18 protein-coding genes and 1 riboswitch are annotated in these 17,853 nt (G+C 61.7%); of the genes, 12 read left to right on the top strand and 6 right to left on the bottom strand.

The window, feature by feature from the left end:
- Positions 1 to 46 precede the first annotated feature (46 nt).
- From cysM to PST29_RS22075, 5 genes are all read left to right on the top strand, one after another.
- Positions 47 to 949 carry a cysteine synthase CysM gene (cysM, locus tag PST29_RS22095; RefSeq protein WP_060840551.1) on the top strand — a complete coding sequence of 301 codons (903 nt, stop codon included), beginning with the start codon at positions 47 to 49 and terminating at the stop codon, positions 947 to 949.
- Complete coding sequence (gene rlmD / locus PST29_RS22090; protein ID WP_060844358.1) at positions 949 to 2,301, top strand: 23S rRNA (uracil(1939)-C(5))-methyltransferase RlmD; 1,353 nt, start codon at positions 949 to 951, stop codon at positions 2,299 to 2,301. Before cysM ends, rlmD begins: the two co-directional genes overlap by 1 nt.
- A gap of 122 nt (positions 2,302 to 2,423) precedes the next feature.
- Entirely contained in the window at positions 2,424 to 4,667 is a 2,244-nt protein-coding gene (relA, locus tag PST29_RS22085; protein ID WP_060840549.1) for a GTP diphosphokinase, read from the top strand.
- A 24-nt stretch (positions 4,668 to 4,691) separates the two neighbouring features.
- The gene (mazG, locus tag PST29_RS22080) at positions 4,692 to 5,525 is read left to right on the top strand and encodes a nucleoside triphosphate pyrophosphohydrolase (RefSeq protein WP_060841998.1); all 834 of its coding nucleotides are present in this window, start codon (positions 4,692 to 4,694) and stop codon (positions 5,523 to 5,525) included.
- A gap of 26 nt (positions 5,526 to 5,551) precedes the next feature.
- On the top strand, positions 5,552 to 6,091 hold the full coding sequence (locus PST29_RS22075; protein WP_060844357.1) for a DUF2058 domain-containing protein: 540 nt from the start codon (positions 5,552 to 5,554) through the stop codon (positions 6,089 to 6,091).
- A gap of 96 nt (positions 6,092 to 6,187) precedes the next feature.
- On the opposite strand, the gene PST29_RS22070 is transcribed toward PST29_RS22075, so the two are convergent.
- From PST29_RS22070 to purM, 4 genes are all read right to left on the bottom strand, one after another.
- The gene (locus PST29_RS22070; protein WP_060840547.1) at positions 6,188 to 6,376 is read right to left on the bottom strand and encodes a hypothetical protein; all 189 of its coding nucleotides are present in this window, start codon (positions 6,374 to 6,376) and stop codon (positions 6,188 to 6,190) included.
- 284 nt (positions 6,377 to 6,660) lie between these two features.
- Positions 6,661 to 7,374 carry a DUF3108 domain-containing protein gene (locus PST29_RS22065; protein WP_047305628.1) on the bottom strand — a complete coding sequence of 238 codons (714 nt, stop codon included), beginning with the start codon at positions 7,372 to 7,374 and terminating at the stop codon, positions 6,661 to 6,663.
- A gap of 8 nt (positions 7,375 to 7,382) precedes the next feature.
- A complete protein-coding gene (gene purN / locus PST29_RS22060) occupies positions 7,383 to 8,033 on the bottom strand; it encodes a phosphoribosylglycinamide formyltransferase (protein WP_060845169.1) in 651 nt (216 codons plus the stop codon).
- An 11-nt stretch (positions 8,034 to 8,044) separates the two neighbouring features.
- Entirely contained in the window at positions 8,045 to 9,103 is a 1,059-nt protein-coding gene (gene purM, locus PST29_RS22055) for a phosphoribosylformylglycinamidine cyclo-ligase (protein WP_060840546.1), read from the bottom strand.
- 371 nt (positions 9,104 to 9,474) lie between these two features.
- On the opposite strand from purM, the gene PST29_RS22050 reads away from it, so the two are divergent.
- The 6 genes from PST29_RS22050 to PST29_RS22025 all read left to right on the top strand — a co-directional run bounded on the left by PST29_RS22050 (position 9,475) and on the right by PST29_RS22025 (position 14,786).
- Positions 9,475 to 10,515: a DUF2066 domain-containing protein gene (locus PST29_RS22050; RefSeq protein ID WP_060840545.1), complete on the top strand. Its 1,041-nt coding sequence runs from the start codon at positions 9,475 to 9,477 to the stop codon at positions 10,513 to 10,515.
- Between the two features lie 38 nt (positions 10,516 to 10,553).
- A complete protein-coding gene (locus PST29_RS22045) occupies positions 10,554 to 11,627 on the top strand; it encodes an AI-2E family transporter (RefSeq protein ID WP_060840544.1) in 1,074 nt (357 codons plus the stop codon).
- Between the two features lie 227 nt (positions 11,628 to 11,854).
- Entirely contained in the window at positions 11,855 to 12,559 is a 705-nt protein-coding gene (gene hda / locus PST29_RS22040) for a DnaA regulatory inactivator Hda (RefSeq protein WP_007898944.1), read from the top strand.
- A 224-nt stretch (positions 12,560 to 12,783) separates the two neighbouring features.
- Complete coding sequence (locus PST29_RS22035; RefSeq protein WP_016966222.1) at positions 12,784 to 13,404, top strand: C40 family peptidase; 621 nt, start codon at positions 12,784 to 12,786, stop codon at positions 13,402 to 13,404.
- A 164-nt stretch (positions 13,405 to 13,568) separates the two neighbouring features.
- A complete protein-coding gene (locus PST29_RS22030) occupies positions 13,569 to 14,102 on the top strand; it encodes a C40 family peptidase (RefSeq protein WP_060840543.1) in 534 nt (177 codons plus the stop codon).
- 21 nt (positions 14,103 to 14,123) lie between these two features.
- Positions 14,124 to 14,786, top strand: a complete 663-nt coding sequence (locus PST29_RS22025; RefSeq protein WP_060840542.1) for a class I SAM-dependent methyltransferase — start codon at positions 14,124 to 14,126, stop codon at positions 14,784 to 14,786.
- Position 14,787: 1 nt separating this feature from the next.
- Here the strand turns inward: PST29_RS22025 and PST29_RS22020 are convergent, their stop codons facing one another.
- Positions 14,788 to 16,107, bottom strand: a complete 1,320-nt coding sequence (locus PST29_RS22020) for a PQQ-dependent sugar dehydrogenase (RefSeq protein WP_060840541.1) — start codon at positions 16,105 to 16,107, stop codon at positions 14,788 to 14,790.
- A 70-nt stretch (positions 16,108 to 16,177) separates the two neighbouring features.
- Entirely contained in the window at positions 16,178 to 16,759 is a 582-nt protein-coding gene (locus PST29_RS22015; RefSeq protein WP_060844356.1) for a hypothetical protein, read from the bottom strand.
- 167 nt (positions 16,760 to 16,926) lie between these two features.
- Positions 16,927 to 17,159: riboswitch (cobalamin riboswitch) on the top strand.
- 80 nt (positions 17,160 to 17,239) lie between these two features.
- Here PST29_RS22015 and cobO point away from each other — a divergent pair.
- A complete protein-coding gene (gene cobO, locus PST29_RS22010) occupies positions 17,240 to 17,851 on the top strand; it encodes a cob(I)yrinic acid a,c-diamide adenosyltransferase (RefSeq protein WP_060840539.1) in 612 nt (203 codons plus the stop codon).
- The last annotated feature ends 2 nt before the right edge of the window (positions 17,852 to 17,853 follow it).

Here is a 17,853-nt window from a genome sequence, read left to right as displayed (position 1 = left end):
TTGCCGGTATGATAGGCGCCCCCGCAGTCTGGATTGCGAATACGCCATGACCTTGCAGTACCCAACCATCGCCGATTGCGTCGGCAACACCCCGCTGGTTCGTTTGCAGCGCCTGCCTGGCGCCACCAGCAATACCTTGCTGCTCAAGCTTGAGGGCAATAACCCGGCGGGTTCGGTCAAGGACCGTCCGGCACTGTCGATGATCACTCGCGCCGAGCTGCGCGGGCAGATCCAGGCCGGCGATACCCTGATCGAAGCGACCTCGGGCAATACCGGCATCGCCCTGGCCATGGCTGCGGCGATCAAGGGCTACAAAATGATCCTGATCATGCCCGACAACTCCAGCGCCGAGCGCAAGGCGGCGATGACCGCCTATGGCGCCGAGTTGATTCTGGTCAGCCAGGAAGAGGGCATGGAAGGCGCCCGCGACCTGGCCGAACGCATGCAGGCCGAAGGCCGTGGCAAGGTGCTCGATCAGTTCGCCAACGGCGACAACCCCGAGGCCCACTACACCGGCACCGGTCCGGAAATCTGGCGCCAGACCCAGGGCAGCATCACCCACTTCATCAGCTCGATGGGCACCACCGGCACCATCATGGGCACTTCGCGCTATCTGAAAGAGCAGAACCCCGAGGTACAGATCATCGGTCTGCAACCCATGGAAGGTTCGGCCATTCCCGGCATTCGCCGCTGGCCCGAGCAATACCTGCCGAAGATCTATCAGGCCAGTCGGGTCGACCGGATTGTCGACATGGCCCAGAGCGAAGCCGAAGACGTGACCCGGCGCCTGGCCCGGGAAGAAGGCATCTTCTGCGGCGTGTCCTCCGGTGGCGCGGTGGCGGCGATGCTGCGCCTGTCCCGGGAAGTGGAAAACGCGGTCATGGTCGCGATCATCTGTGACCGTGGCGATCGTTACTTGTCGACCGGCATCTTCGATGCGCCCAACTGATGGCTAAGCAAGAGAGAGGCCTGCGCTTCCAGCCTGCGGGCGGCAGTCGGGCCCCACAGATTCCGGTGGGCAAGAAGCAGCGCCTGAACATCCAGCGTCTGGCCAACGACGGTCGTGGCATCGCCTTTGTCGATGGCCGCACCTGGTTTGTCAGCGGAGCCCTGGCCGGCGAAGAAGTCGAAGCACGGGTACTGGGCAGCCATGGCAAGGTGGTGGAGGCCCGGACCGAGCGTCTGTTCAGCGCCAGCGAGCTGCGCCGCCCGGCAGCCTGTGCCCACGCCGGGCGTTGTGGCGGTTGCCGCGTGCAGCACCTGCCCCATGCCGAACAGCTTGCCCTGAAACAGCGCATGCTCGCCGAGCAGTTGTCCAAGGTCGCGGGGGTCGAACCCGAGGTCTGGGCGGCGCCGTTGAGCGGTCCCGAGTTCGGCTATCGGCGTCGCGCCCGGGTGGCGGTGCGCTGGGACGCCAAGGGCAAGCAACTGGAGGTAGGTTTCCGTGCTGCTGGTAGCCAGGACATTGTCGCCATCGACGATTGCCCGGTGCTGGTACAGGCCTTGCAACCCATCATGAGCCGCTTGCCGGCCATGTTGCGGCGCCTGAGCAAACCGCAGGCGCTGGGACATGTCGAGTTGTTCAGCGGTTCGGCCCTGGCCCTGCTGTTGCGGCACATGGCGCCACTGTCCGAAAGCGACCTGGCGATCCTCAAGGATTTTTGCGATTTCCATCAGGCGCAGTTGTGGTTGCAGGGTGAAGGCGAGCCTCAGCCCCTGGATCCCTCGCAGACCCTGGGCTACCGCCTGGAAACCTGGGATCTGCATCTGGCGTATCGGCCGGGGGACTTTGTCCAGGTCAATGCCGGGGTCAACGAGGCGATGGTGGCCCAGGCTCTGGAGTGGCTGGCGCCGCAACCGCAGGAGCGGGTGCTGGATCTGTTCTGCGGCCTGGGCAACTTTGCCTTGCCGCTGGCCCGGCAGGTGCGGGAAGTGGTGGCGGTGGAAGGCGTGGCGGCCATGGTGGCGCGCGCCGCTGACAACGCCGCCAGCAACAATTTGCATAACACACGCTTTTTTCAAGCCGATTTATCCCAGCCTCTGAGTGCTGCCGAGTGGGTTGATGAAGGCTTTTCTGCGGTACTCTTGGACCCACCCCGTGACGGTGCTTTCGAGGTGGTTCGCCACTTGGCGAGCCTGGGTGCCAAACGGTTGGTCTACGTGTCATGCAATCCGGCAACTTTGGCCCGTGACACGGTCGAATTGATCAAGCAGGGCTACAGGTTAAAACGTGCCGGGATCCTCGATATGTTTCCTCAGACGGCGCATGTCGAGGCCATGGCGTTATTCGAAGCGAGCTAGGATGGCTTGTCTAATCCGACTGATCTTTCAGGTGTGGTTCGCTGGCCCCGCGAGCTGCCCCTGAGCGTTGAAGGTCAGCGATTTGACGCATTGAATGTGCGTCGTAGGGAAGGTAAAGCAAGATGGTACAGGTGAGAGCGCACCAGCCGATCAACACCGACGGCAGTATCAATCTCGAGGCATGGCTCGATCATACGGTCAGCGTCGATATGGCATTGGACCGTGAGGCCTTGAAAGAAGCCTGCGAGTTCGCTCGCGAGGCAGAGTTGAAACACATTGCCGCCAAGGGTCTGAACGCCGAGGACGTGTCGAGTTTCAGCACGGGCCTGGAGATTGCGGAGATCCTTGCCGACCTCAAGCTGGATCAGGATTCCCTGGTCGCCGCCGTGCTGTACCGCGGTGTCCGCGAGGGCCAGATCCAGTTGCCGGCGGTCAGCCAGCGTTTTGGTCCGGTGGTGGCCAAGCTGATCGATGGCGTGCTGCGCATGGCCGCCATCTCGGCCAGTCTCAGCCCTCGTCAATCCCTGGTACTCGGCACTCAGGCTCAGGTGGAAAACCTGCGTAAGATGCTGGTGGCCATGGTCGATGACGTGCGCGTGGCGCTGATCAAACTGGCCGAGCGGACCTGCGCCATTCGGGCGGTGAAAAGCGCCGACGAAGAGAAGCGCAACCGGGTTGCCCGGGAAGTGTTCGATATCTATGCGCCTCTGGCTCACCGCCTGGGCATCGGCCATATCAAGTGGGAACTGGAGGACCTGTCCTTCCGTTATCTGGAGCCTGAGCAATACAAGCAGATCGCCAAGCTCCTGCACGAGCGGCGTCTGGATCGCGAGCGCTTCATCAGCGACGTGATGAACCAGCTGCAGAACGAACTGAAGGCCACCGGGGTCAACGCCGACATCAGTGGGCGGGCCAAGCACATCTATTCCATCTGGCGCAAAATGCAGCGCAAGGGCCTGGAGTTCAGCCAGATCTACGATGTGCGCGCCGTGCGGGTACTGGTGCCGGAAATGCGCGACTGCTACACCGCGCTGGGTATCGTGCACACCTTGTGGCGGCATATCCCCAAAGAGTTCGACGACTACATCGCCAACCCCAAGGAAAACGGCTATCGCTCGCTGCACACCGCAGTGATCGGCCCCGAGGGCAAGGTGCTGGAAGTGCAGATTCGCACCCACGCGATGCACGAGGAAGCGGAGCTGGGGGTGTGCGCCCACTGGAAATACAAGGGCACCGACGTCAAGTCCGGCTCCAACCATTACGAAGAGAAAATCTCCTGGCTGCGTCAGGTGCTGGAATGGCACGAGGAGCTGGGGGACATCGGCGGCCTGGCCGAACAGTTGCGGGTGGATATCGAGCCGGATCGGGTGTACATCTTCACCCCCGACGGCCATGCCATCGACCTGCCCAAGGGCGCCACGCCGCTGGACTTCGCTTATCGGGTGCACACCGAGATCGGCCACAACTGCCGGGGCGCGAAGATCAACGGGCGCATCGTACCGCTCAACTACAGCCTGCAGACCGGCGAGCAGGTGGAGATCATCACCAGCAAGCACGGTACGCCAAGCCGCGACTGGCTGAACCCGAACCTGGGCTATGTCACAACATCCCGGGCGCGGGCGAAGATCGTCCACTGGTTCAAGCTGCAGGCTCGCGATCAGAACGTCGCCGCCGGCAAGACCCTGCTGGAACGCGAGCTGAGCCGTCTCGACCTGCCTCAGGTGGACTTCGACAAGCTGGCCGACAAGGCCAACATGAGGACCGCGGAGGACATGTTCGCCGCCCTGGGCGCGGGTGACTTGCGCCTGGCGCAACTGGTCAACCTGGCCCAGCAGCTGGTGGAGCCGGAGCGTGGCAACGAACAGCTGGAGCTGATCCCGCGCAAGGCCGCCGGCTACAAGCCAGGCAAGCGCGGCGATATCCAGATCCAGGGCGTGGGCAACCTGATGACCCAGATGGCGGGCTGCTGCCAGCCGCTGCCGGGGGATGCGATCGTCGGCTACATCACCCAGGGTCGTGGCGTGAGCATTCACCGCCAGGACTGTGCATCGGTGCTGCAACTGGCCGGGCGCGAGCCGGAACGGATCATCCAGGTCAGCTGGGGGCCGGTGCCGGTGCTCACCTATCCGGTGGACATCATCATTCGCGCCTACGACCGTTCCGGCCTGCTGCGTGACGTGTCCCAGGTCCTGCTCAATGAGCGGATCAACGTACTGGCGGTCAATACGCGCTCGAACAAGGAGGACAACACTGCGTTGATGTCCCTGACCATCGAGATTCCGGGCCTGGACGCATTGGGACGTTTGCTGGGGCGCATATCCCAGTTGCCGAACATCATCGAGACCCGGCGCAATCGAACCCCGTGATGCCCGCATGAAATGGATGAACTGATGTACAGCCTTGAAGACCTGTTGCACCTGATGGCGCGCCTGCGGGACCCGCAATACGGTTGCCCGTGGGACATCAAGCAGACCTACGCCAGCATCGTTCCCCATACCCTGGAGGAGGCCTACGAGGTCGCCGACGCCATCGAACGCGGCGACTTCGACCACTTGCAGGGTGAGCTGGGCGATCTGTTGTTCCAGGTGGTGTATTACAGCCAGCTGGCCAGGGAGGAGGGGCGCTTCGAATTCGATGCGGTGGTGGACAGCATCACCCGCAAGCTGATCCGTCGGCATCCCCATGTGTTCCCCACTGGCGATCTGTACGCGCCGCTGGATATCCCGCGGCTCGATGAGGAGCAGGTCAAGGAGCGCTGGGAACAGATCAAGGCCGAGGAGCGCGCAGAGAAGTCCGACGCTCCGCAGCAGCTGTCCCTGCTCGATGATGTGCCGGTGGCCCTGCCGGCCCTGTCCCGCGCGGCCAAGTTGCAAAAGCGTGCGGCGCAGGTCGGCTTCGACTGGCCGGAAGCCCTGCCGGTGGTGGACAAGGTGCGTGAAGAACTGGACGAGGTGCTGGAGGCCATGGCCGACAACGACCCGGCGGCCATCACCGATGAAATCGGTGACTTGCTGTTTGTCGTGGTCAATCTGGCCAGGCACCTCAAGGTCGACCCGGAAACCGCCCTGCGTAGCGCCAATGCCAAGTTCGATCGGCGCTTCCGATTTATCGAGCAGGCATTGCGCGACACCGGTCGTCCCGTGGAAGATTGCACCCTCGAAGACTTGGATGCCCTGTGGGGTGAAGCCAAACGTCAGGAAAAGAATTTGCCCAGCTGCGGCTGAGGCCGTTGCCTAAGTGAGTAAGCACCATGAGCCTTTCCCTTCGCGACCAGTTGCTCAAAGCAGGGCTGGTCAACCAAAAGCAGGCCAAGCAGGTCAGCAAAGACAAGCAGAAGCAGCAGCGACTGGCCCATAAAGGCCAGATCGAACTCGATGATTCCCAGCAGCGCGCAGCCCAGGAAGCCATGGCCGAGAAGGTCAAGCGTGACCAGGAGCTCAACCGTCAGCAGCAGGAGAAGGCCGAGCAGAAGGCTCGTGCAGCGCAGATCAAGCAACTGATCGAAGTCTCGCGTCTGCCCAAGCTGAACACCGAGGACTACTACAACTTCGTCGACGACAAGAAGGTCAAGCGCCTGTCGGTGAACACCCTGATGCGCAACAAGCTCAGCAGTGGTTCTCTGGCCATCGTCCACCACGGTGGTAGCTATGAGGTGATTCCGCGGGAGGCGGCGCTGAAGATCCAGGAGCGTGACCCGCGGCGTATCGTGCAACTGAACACGCCTACCGAGGCGCCGGACGAGGACGATCCGTACGCGGCCTATCAGATCCCTGATGATCTGATGTGGTAAGCACCCAGTAACCACCAACCCCGCTCATGGCGGGGTTGGTGGTTTTTGCGTGGGGGGATTTGCGTGGAATCCCGGCGCCTCTGTGTCGAGGTTGAATCAGGAGCTCTGGGACGCTCGGTTCTGCTCGAGTTTTTCCAGTTCGGCCTTGTAGCTGTGGGCATCGCTCTCGGAGTGGAACATGCCCACCAGCATGTCTTGTTGATGCACATCCCAGATCCGTACACCCGCGGCTACGCCTTCATGGGACATATGTGAATCGTCGCGTTCAGTTACTTTTACAGTCATCTGCTGGCTCCAATCTCTGTTGATCTGCAGCAAGGCGTGTGCAGGCCTCTGTTATATGTTTTGTTAGCTTGCTAAGTAAATTGCCTGGATCTGCAACAGACCTTTGCAGGATTGGCGACAATCCTGCAGCCCGCGAAAACCGTGACATTTCGCCGCAGTGGCCGATCTTTCATGACAAAAGTTTCATCTTGGCCCCATTGCGCCAGGGCCTCCGGGCGGGCTTGGCGAGTCAATTCCGGGCAAAAAAAAGCCCCGCTTTCGCGAGGCTTCCAGGGTGCTGCGGCTTAACTGCCTTTGACTGTCTTGCCGTTGACGGTGCCGTTGAGGAGCATGATGTTGTACTCCTTGCCGTCGGTTTCCACCTGTTGCAGGCGTACCAGCAGGTAATCCCAGTCCTTGGCGAACCACATCACGGTGATGCGTTTGCTTTGTGTCGGGTCGCGGACGCGCTCGACCTTGATGGCATCGATCTGGCCGGCCTTGGTGTCGACTTTTTCCGAACCCAGGACGCGGAAATCGTAGGTATCGACTTCACCGCCGTCGACCACTTGATAGCTCATGGTCTTCTTGCCGGCGGCCACGTCGTGCTGCAGGGCCAACTGGTAGGTGGACTTGTCCACCATGCCGGTGTTCAGCGGCAGCTTGACCGCATCCCCACGGTCGGTGCCGGTGACCATCTTGGCGTTCCAGTCGAAATCCAGGTCGGCTTTCTTGGCCTTGCCCAGACCGCCACGCTCGAAGTGATAGGACTGGGGCACCAGAGTGTCCTTGTCCAGGGTCAGGGTGCTTTCCTCGCTCAGGCTGGCGATCATCATCGACGCCTTGAAGCTGAGTTTCCAGGCGCCATTGGCGGTTTTTTCCAGGCTGCGTTCAGCCGTGCCGCTCATGGGCAGTTGCTTCCAGTCGGCGGTGTAGCTGGCGGAGAACGGGTGAAGGTCTGCCGCCTGCACAACCGGCAGGGCAAACAGAGCACAAGCGAAGAGCAGGGCGCGACGCATAAAATCTCCTAGGTTCGAATCAAATAGCCGCTGGCGGCCAGTAATTGACCATCCAGTAAAGCACCCTGATCGCCGAGCATCAGCCGACCTTCGGCAAACCAGCGTACGGCCATGGGGTAAATCCGGTGTTCCTGGATGTGCACTCGCTGCGCCAGGCTTTGCGGCGAGTCGTGCAACTCTACCGGGATCACAGCCTGTACGACCAGTGGCCCGCCATCGAGTTCCTCGGTAACGAAGTGCACACTGCAGCCGTGCTCAGTATCCCCGGCCTCCAGCGCCCGCTGGTGAGTGTGTAACCCTTTGTATTTGGGCAGCAGCGAGGGATGGATATTCAGCAGTCGGCCCTGGTAGTGACGAACGAATCCGGCGCTGAGGATGCGCATGAATCCGGCCAGGACCACCAGTTTCGGTTGGAAGGTGTCGATCAGCTCGATCAGCGCCTGATCGAAGGTCTCGCGGCCTTCGAAAGCGGTGTGATCGAGGAAGCGGGTCGGGATGCCCGCTTCCTGGGCGCGCTGCAGCCCATAGGCGTCGGCACGGTTGGAGATCACGGCGGCAATGCGGACCGGACTGTCGTCGGTCCGCGCGTTGTCGATCAGGGCTTGCAGGTTACTGCCGGTGCCGGACAGCAGCACCACAACATCACAGGTCGGCGACATCCGCTCTTGCATCAGTGAGCCTTGAGGTTCTTCAGCTCGACCTGGGCCGCGCCTTCGGCTGCGGTGGCGATCTGGCCGATGACCCATGGCTGTTCGCCGGCTGCACGCAGGACGTTCAGGGCATTTTCAACCTGATCCTGAGCCACGCAGATGACCATGCCGACGCCGCAGTTCAGAACCCGGTGCATTTCGTGTTCGTCGACGTTGCCTTGCTCTTGCAGCCAGTCGAAGACCGCCGGGCGTTTCCAGCTCGCCACGTCGACCACCGCCTGGGCGCCTTTTGGCAGCACGCGGGGGATGTTGTCCAGCAGGCCGCCGCCGGTGATGTGAGCCATGGCCTTGACCGCACCGGTGTCCTTGATCAGCTTGAGCAGCGGCTTGACGTAGATGCGGGTCGGGGCCATCAGCAGATCGGTCAGTGGCTTGCCGTCCAGCTGGATGCTTTCGATGTCGGCGCCGGAGACTTCGATGATCTTGCGGATCAGCGAGTAGCCGTTGGAGTGCGGGCCGGAAGACGGCAGGGCCAGCAGGGCGTCACCGGTGGCCACTTTCGAGCCGTCGATGATTTCGGCCTTTTCCACCACGCCGACGCAGAAGCCGGCCAGGTCGTAGTCTTCACCTTCGTACATGCCGGGCATTTCAGCGGTTTCGCCGCCTACCAGGGAGCAGCCGGACAGTTCGCAGCCGGCGCCGATACCAGTGACCACCTGGGCGGCGGTATCCACGTTGAGCTTGCCGGTGGCGTAGTAGTCGAGGAAGAACAGCGGTTCGGCGCCGCAGACCACCAGGTCGTTGACGCACATGGCTACCAGGTCGATGCCGATGCTGTCGTGCTTGTTCAGGTTCAGGGCCAGGCGCAGCTTGGTGCCGACGCCGTCGGTGCCGGAGACCAGTACAGGCTGCTTGTAGCCGGCCGGGATTTCGCAGAGGGCGCCGAAACCGCCCAGGCCGCCCATGACTTCCGGGCGCGCAGTGCGCTTGGCGACGCTCTTGATGCGTTCGACCAATGCTTCACCGGCGTCGATGTCTACACCGGCGTCTTTGTAGCTCAGGGAGGGTTGCTTGCTCATGATCCAGGCCTTTAGGGGGGATTCAGGGGTATCGACCGAACCAGAGAGCCTGCCCGAGCACTGGGAAAGTGTTTCAGGGTGCCCAGCTGGTGCCGGTCTGCGAAGGCGCGCGATTTTATCAGGCTTGAGGGGCAGCGGCCATCCTCGGGCCGACGGGTAGAGGCATATCCGCTTAAAAAAACCGCGATTGGCCGTGTTGGTGGTCCTGCCCATGCCTGTATAAGGTATAGCGCTCAAGTGGCTATCGTTATGACAGCGTGAAAACAGTCGGGCGACGGGTGAATGTTTTACCGGGGTTTGTGGTCACAGCCTTGCTCGCAATGGTTCATGCGCGCTGTTTCAATCGTGTTTTTTGTCGTCGGGAATCTTCCATGCGTCTGGGTCAATTTCTGTTTGTGGGCTGTTTGTCATTGGTCAGCCTGGCGAGTCATGCCGAAACCCTCAATGGCCTGTATCAAGTACGCGAGCCGGTGAGCAGTCAGTCGCCCGAGGAGCGCGACCAGGCCACCCAGCGGGCCCTGGAGACCCTGGTACTGCGCCTGACCGGCGATGCCAAGGCAGCTCAGGGGCCGGGGCTGGCGGCCATCCGCAAGGACCCGCAGCAGATCATCAGCCAATACGGCTACGACGCCGGCCCGCCGGAAAGCCTGCAAGTGGACTTTGATCCGGTCAGCACCGATCGTGCCCTGCGCCAGGCGGGCCTGCCGTTGTGGGGCAGCAACCGGCCATCGATCCTGGGCTGGTGGTTGAGCGACTCCACCGAAGGTTCGAGTCTGGTCGGCGACGGTCAGGCCAGTGCCGCGCCTTTGCGGCGTGCAGCGCAGCATCGCGGCTTGCCGCTGCGCCTGCCTCTGGGCGATCTGGATGAGCAGATCGTTGCCACGGCGCCCAACCTTGAAGGTGCCGACCCGGCTCCGCTGCGCCAGGCATCGGAGCGTTACGGTGCCGATGCGCTGTTGGCGGTGCATGCCCGTGAAGAAGGGGGGCAGTGGCAGGCCAAGTGGCGTTTGTGGCTGGGCGATCAGAAAGAGCAGGGCACTGTTCAGGGCGCGGATACGGCGGCGCTGGCCGATGGCGTGCTGCTGGCGGTGAGTCAGCGCCTGGCGCCGCGCTTCGTCACGCGGCCTGGAGTCTCCAGCGAACAATTGCTGGAAGTGCAGGGCATGACCCTGGAGCACTACGCGGCGCTGGGGCATCTGTTGGAGCCGTTTGGCGCGCAGATTCAGAGCATCGACGGTGATCGCGTCATCTATCGGGTCAACGGCAGCGCGGAGCAACTGCGGGCGCAGTTGTCCCTGGCCAAGCTGCAGGAAATTCCCGCCGGCGAGGCGCAAGCCCCTGTGCAGGGTGCTGAAGGGGCGGCGCCGGCGGTGGCTGCGCCACAAGCCGCACAATTGCGTTTTCGCTGGTAGCAGATTGGTTTCCTTCTATATAGAAGCTGGAGTGGTTTATGGCTGATACGCGGCGTTGGGTCTGGTTGGGGGGCGTGCTCCTGGTCTGTGGGTTCATCTATCTGTTGCACCCCATCCTCAGTCCGTTCCTGGTGGCGCTATTGCTGGCCTATCTGTTCGACCCGCTGGTGGATCGTCTGGAGGCGTGGGGGCTCTCGCGTACCTGGGGCGTAGTAGCGGTGTTTGCCCTGTTCACGCTGATCATCATGGCGCTGTTGCTGGTGCTGGTGCCGATGCTGGCCAAGCAGTTGCTGCGCCTCTACGAGCTGGCGCCGCAGATGCTTGATTGGGTGCAGCACACCGCCATGCCCTGGGTTCAGGCCCGGTTGGGCCTGGCGGACGGCTTCTGGAAGTTCGACAAGGTCAAGGCTGCGATCAGCGAGCATATGGGCCAGACCACCGACATTGTTGGCGTGGTGCTGAGCCAGGCGACGGCGTCGGGGCTGGCGCTGATCGGTTGGCTGGCCAACCTGGTGCTGATTCCGGTGGTCAGCTTCTATCTGCTGCGGGACTGGGACCTGATGATGGCCAAGATCCGCAGTCTGCTGCCGCGCAATCGCGAAGAGCGGGTGGTGTCCCTGGCGGGAGAGTGCCATGAGGTGCTAGGGGCGTTTGTCCGTGGGCAATTGCTGGTGATGCTGGCCCTGGGAATGATCTACGCGGCGGGACTGATGCTGGTGGGGCTCGAGTTGGGGCTGTTGATCGGCCTGATTGCCGGCTTGGCGGCGATCGTGCCGTACATGGGCTTTGTCATAGGCATTGGTGCGGCGCTGACTGCCGGCCTGTTCCAGTTCGGCGGCGACCTGTACCCCATGATCGGCATCGTTGCCGTGTTCATGGTGGGGCAGGCGCTGGAGGGGATGGTGCTGACGCCGCTGTTGGTGGGCGACCGTATTGGCCTGCATCCGGTGGCGGTGATCTTTGCCATTCTCGCCGGCGGCGAGCTGTTCGGTTTTACCGGGGTACTGCTGGCCTTGCCAGTGGCGGCGGTGATCATGGTGCTGGTGCGGCACGTGCACGATCTGTACAAGGATTCAGACCTCTATAGCGGTGCCGAAGACCCAGATCTGTAGGCCGGTGCGCAACGAGTGGCGGCAATGAGCGCTCGCGGGCGTGCGCTGGCAGGCGCTCATTGGCTGTTGCCCGGGCTGTCAAAGTTGGCGCCTGAATGCTGTTTTGCTGACGCAAACCTTTGATTTTGCTTGTGGTCTGCTGCATTGTGCGCTCGGCGTCACGGGTATAAACTTTGCAAACTTTACACAGAGGCCACTAACGGTTCCTTTGGAACTGTTCAGTCAGCATGAAACCGATTCAGCTGCCCCTAGGTGTGCGTCTGCGTGACGACGCCACCTTCATCAACTACTACCCAGGCGCCAATGCCGCTGCACTCGGCTACGTCGAGCGCCTTTGCGAAGCCGACGCCGGCTGGACCGAAAGCCTGATCTATCTCTGGGGCAAGGACGGCGTGGGCCGTACGCACTTGCTGCAGGCGGCCTGTTTGCGTTTTGAGCAGTTGGGGGAGCCTGCGGTTTATCTGCCGCTGGCGGAGCTGCTGGATCGCGGTATCGAGATTCTCGACAACCTGGAGCAGTACGAGCTGGTGTGTCTGGATGACCTGCAGGCGGTAGCGGGCAAGGCTGATTGGGAGGAGGCGCTGTTCCATCTGTTCAATCGCTTGCGTGACAGTGGCCGGCGCTTGCTGATTGCCGCTTCGACCTCGCCCCGTGAGTTGCCGGTGAAGCTGGCGGATTTGAAATCCCGCCTGACCCTGGCGCTGATTTTTCAGATGCGCCCGCTCTCCGATGAAGACAAATTGCGTGCCCTGCAACTGCGCGCGTCTCGTCGTGGGCTGCACCTGACCGATGAAGTCGGGCATTTTATTCTGACCCGTGGAACCCGCAGCATGAGTGCTCTGTTCGAGCTGCTCGAACGTCTTGATCAGGCCTCGTTGCAAGCTCAGCGCAAGCTGACCATCCCCTTTCTGAAAGAGACCCTGGGCTGGTAAAACCAAGGCCTGCAGCCGTTTTCTTGCAGGGCCTTCGGCATATTTCAGGCGTCAGAAAACGCGCCTTTGGAAGGGTTTCCAAAGAGCGTCGGACTTAAAATGGGCTTAAAGCCTTAGATGTACGGAAGAAACTCATAAGTCACATTCTGATCGATTGAATTTGCAAATGAGGGCGATAGAAGGCATAGTCGCGTCTTCATTTATTTCAAGCCACGGTCGTGCCCATGCTAAATCGCTTCGCACCCCTCGTGCCTCTCGCACTCGTTACCCTGTTGTTTGGTTGCGCTTCCCACACTCCGGTGTCTCAGCAGCAAACTGCCCAGCAGGCTCAGGTCTCCGTCAAAAATCAGTCTTCCGCTGTTTACCAGGAAGAGCTGGCAACTGAAAAGGAACTGGCAGAGTTCTCTGACAGCAAGCCTTACCAGTTGCCAGTTCTGGCTGACAGCATCCTCGAGCGTGGCATGTCCCTGATCGGTACCCGCTACCGTTTCGGTGGTACCTCGGAAGCCGGCTTCGATTGCAGCGGTTTCATCGGCTATCTGTTTCGCGAAGAGGCGGGCATGAATCTGCCACGCTCCACTCGTGAAATGATCAACGTCAAGGCTCCTCTGGTGGCGCGCAACAACCTCAAGCCGGGTGATTTGCTGTTCTTCAGCACCAACGGTCGCGGGCGCGTCAGTCATGCCGGTATCTACTTGGGCGATGATCAGTTCATCCACTCCAGCAGCCGCCGCAGTGGCGGTGTGCGGGTCGATAGCCTGGGTGACAGCTACTGGAGCAAGACCTTCATCGAAGCCAAGCGGGCTCTCGCCATGGCGCCAACCGTGGTCACCGCACGCAAATAAACAGATAGTTAGTAGGGCGAACTTAAAGTCTTACTTGAAGTTTGGCGCGTAGACGCTAGAATCCTGATCTATTGTTGAAACTAACCGCGTAAGCCCTGCTTACGCGGTTTTGTTTTCAGTACCACGGCAGAGAAAGCCGCATCCCGATCAGGATTGTTCAGCTTATGTCGACCTCGGCCCGATTTGCCCTTATTGCCCTCGCCGCGCTGCTCAGCGCTTGCGCCAGTCGTACTCCGCCACCTGTGCCTGTGGTACGTGCACCGGTTTTCAATTCCTCCCAGGCTTTTTCTCCCGTTGCTGAAGATGTGCTGTTCCGCGCCTTGGGTCTGGTCGGCACGCCTTATCGTTGGGGCGGCAATACTCCGGATTCCGGGTTCGATTGCAGCGGCCTGATTGGCTATGTCTACCGCGATGCCGCGGGTATCTCCCTGCCACGTTCGACCCGGGAAATGATCGGCATGCAGGCGCCGGACGTGGGCAAGAACGCCTTGCAAACCGGTGACCTGATCTTCTTCGCCACCAATGGCGGCTCCCAGGTCAGCCATGCCGGGATCTATGTTGGTGAGGGGCGTTTTGTCCATGCTCCGGCCACCGGCGGTACGGTGAAGCTCGACAGCCTGTCCAAGGCCTACTGGCAGAAAGCCTACCTGAGCGCCAAGCGCGTGCTGCAGCCGGAACACCTGGCGCACAATCCATAATCCACTCTGGTCGAGGTGTTTGTGACTGCGCGTACGCTCAACCTCGACGATGCCCTGTATCAATACCTGCTGGATGTTTCCCTGCGCGAAACGCCGCTGCTGCGACGTCTGCGGGATGAAACCCAGGCCCTGCCCAATGCCCGTTGGCAGGTGGCGCCGGAGCAGGGGCAGTTTCTTGCGCTACTGATCAAGTTGACCGCTGCTCGCCAAGTGCTGGAAGTGGGAACCTTTACCGGCTACAGCGCCTTATGCATGGCGCAGGCCCTTCCCGCAGACGGCTCGTTGATCTGTTGCGACCTGCCCGGCGACTACAACGCTACGGCTCGTCGTTACTGGCAGGAGGCGGGGTTAGCGCAACGCATCGAACTGCGCCTGGCTCCGGCGCTGGACACCCTGGCCGGCCTGGAACTGGCCGGCCGGCTTGAGTCTTTCGATTTGATCTTCATCGACGCTGATAAAGCCAACTACCCGGCCTATCTGGAGTCCGCGTTGCGTCTGTTGCGAGTCGGTGGCCTGGCGGTGTTCGACAACACCTTGTGGAGCGGGCGTGTGCTGGAGGTGGAGCCCGCCAGCGAAGATACCCGAGCCATCCAGGCGCTCAATCGGGCCTTGAAGGACGACTCGCGCATCGATCTGTCGCTGCTGCCCCTGGGGGACGGCTTGACCCTGTGCCGCAAGCGCTGAATCAGGGGGCTTTGGCGGCCGATACCCGCCAGATCGTATTGCCGACGTCATCGGCCACCAGCAAGTCGCCTTGCTGATCGATCACAACCCCAACCGGGCGTCCGTAAGCCTTCTCATCGGCGCTGAGAAAGCCGCTGAGCACGTCCACGGGCGGCCCTTGGGGCTTGCCGGCGCTGAAGGGGACGAAGATGACTTTGTAGCCGCTATGGGGTTTGCGGTTCCACGAGCCATGCTGACCGATGAAGGCGCCTTCGGTGAATGGAGCGGGGAGCTTGCTGCCTTGGGCGAAGGTCAGCCCCAGGGAGGCTGTGTGCGGGCCAACGGCGTAGTCCGGGGCAATGGCCTTGCTCACCAGGTCGAGGTTCTGCGGTTTGACCCGGACATCCACATGCTGCCCGTAGTAGCTGAAGGGCCAGCCGTAGAAGGCGCCGTCCTTGACCGAGGTGATGTAGTCCGGCACCAGGTCGCTGCCGATCTCGTCGCGCTCGTTCACCGCGGTCCATAGCGCCCCGCTGACCGGCTCCCAGGCCAGGCCGTTGGGATTGCGCAAGCCGGTGGCGAACAGGCGGTGCTGTCCGCTGTTCCGATCCACCTCCCAGATCGCGGCGCGGCCTTGCTCCTGGTCCAGGCCATTTTCCCCAACGTTGCTGTTGGAGCCGACGGTGACGTAGAGCTTGCTCCCGTCCGGGCTGGCGATGACGTTCTTGGTCCAGTGGTGATTGAGCGTGCCGCCGGGCAGATCGACGACCTTGGTGCCGGCCGCGGTGATCCGGGTGTCGCCGGCCTGGTATGGAAAGCGCAGCAATTTGTCGGTGTCCGCCACATACAGGTCATTGCCGACCAGGGTCATGCCGAACGGCGAGTTCAGGTTGTCCAGGAGCACGCTGCGGGTTTCGGCCACGCCGTCGTGATCCTGATCCCTCAGCAGGGTAATGCGGTTGGCGCTGGGCACCGCAGCGCCGGCGCGGCCCATGATTTTCCCGGCGATCCAGCCGCGAATGCCCCGGCTGTCATCGGGTTTGGGCGGTGCATTGGTTTCCGCCACCAGTACGTCGCCGTTGGGCAGGACATAGAGCCAGCGTGGATGATCGAGGCCTTCGGCGAAGGCATTGACCTGGGTGCCGGCTGCCGCCAATGGCTTGCTGCCCTTGGGCCAGCCAATCGCCGGGGCGATGTTCACGGTGGGGATCAGCGTCGGATTGGGCTCCGGCAGCTTGGGGGTCGGGCCGGTGCCGTCGGAAACTTGCAGGCTGGAGGTTTCGCCACAGGCCGTAAGGCCGGCGGCGATCGCGATAAGCAAAGCGTGTCGAGACTTGAGCATGCTGATTTCCCTATGAATGCACGGACGTCCTAGTCATAGAGGAGCATAGCCGGCGTATGGTTCCGCCTGATCAGCGGGCTTCCTTGAACAGTACGGCGACCCCGGGATGGTAGAGGCCGGCCTCGTTGTGCAACTTGCGATAGGCGTAGGGAAAGTACCAGGCCACCGCGCAGCAGTGTTCCTTTTGCAGCTCGTCGAGCATGTCCTGGAGTTCTTCCGGGGTGGCGCTGTGCTGAGCCTTCTGTGGGCTGACAAACAGGCAGCCGAGCCGCAGGTCGCCGGGGTAGCTGATCTTTCTCGCGTCACCGGCGATGTCGAGCAAGGCCTGGGTCAGGTGCAGGCCGTTGACCTGGGGCCAGCGCTGGGTGGCCTGAATGTAGGCGCGTTCTTCCCGGGTGGCCAGGTACAGATCGGTGCGTGCGTTGCGGGCGCCTTCTTCCTGCTGCTTTTTGCTGGGGCTGTGTTCGAGGCTGACCATCTCCGCCATCCAGGCGGCGGCGGAAAGCAATCCCAGGTTGGCCTGCTCGTCGAACCAGTAAGGGGTTTCGCTATCGCCACGAACAGCGTTGTAGCGGTCAATGCAATCAAACCAGCGTTCCAGCATCGGGCGCAGGAATTCCAGCTTTGGATTGCTGATGATCATGCCTTGCATCGGGGTCCGTCCTTATTGTTGTCTGGCGGTGGGTGGGTTGAATTATGGCTATTTGATATCAACTCGCTGAGTGTGGCACAAGATTGGCGCCAGTTTGTTGATGCGGTGCAGTTTTGTGTGCCAAGCGACGCCTGGCTTTAATTGACGCTCCACCCCCAACCCTCTAACCTTCGCGACTTGTTTCAGGTGCTCTGTGGCCGCTGGTCGACAGAGTGAAACAGGGAAGCCGGTCAGGGCCTGTTCCAGCGATGGACATGGCGACGATTCCGGCGCTGCCCCCGCAACGGTAGATGAGTCAAGGCTGCGCCAGATGCCACTGTGTCCACGACATGGGAAGGCGCGCAGTCAGGCAGCAATGCCCCTCATGAGCCCGGAGACCGGCCTGATCCATCCAACGGCATCACGGTGGGCGATGCCAGGCTTGCGCCGTCTATTCCTTTTCCTGCCCGCCGTTCCCCAGCCCCAACGGAGAGCTGCCCCATGAGTGAATCCCCCGATCGTGACGAGCGCCATGTGGCGCGCATGTTGCGCAAGAAAGCCGTGATCGATGAGCGCATCGCCAACTCGCCCAACGAATGTGGCCTGTTGCTGGTGCTGACCGGCAATGGCAAGGGCAAGAGCAGTTCGGCTTTCGGCATGTTGGCGCGGTCCATGGGCCACGGCATGCAGTGCGGCGTGGTGCAGTTCATCAAGGGTCGTAACAGCACCGGTGAAGAACTGTTCTTCCGGCGTTTTCCAGAGCAGGTGCGCTTTCATGTGATGGGCGAGGGCTTTACCTGGGAAACCCAGGATCGCCAGCGCGATATCGCCGCGGCCGAAGCGGCCTGGGCGGTATCCAGGGAACTGCTGAGCGACCCGGAGATTGGTCTTGTTGTACTCGACGAGCTGAACATCGCCCTCAAGCACGGTTACCTGGATCTGGACCAGGTGCTCAGCGACCTGCAGGCCCGTCCGCCCATGCAGCATGTGGTGGTGACCGGTCGAGGGGCCAAGCCGGAGCTGATCGAACTGGCGGATACCGTCACCGAAATGGGCATGGTCAAGCATGCCTTCCAGGCCGGCATCAAGGCGCAGAAAGGTGTTGAGCTGTGAGT

The organism is Pseudomonas sp. St29, from assembly GCF_001547915.1.
GTDB lineage: Bacteria > Pseudomonadota > Gammaproteobacteria > Pseudomonadales > Pseudomonadaceae > Aquipseudomonas.
The sequence above is the reverse complement of the archived record's forward strand: the minus strand, read 5'-3'. Positions and strand labels throughout refer to the sequence as shown.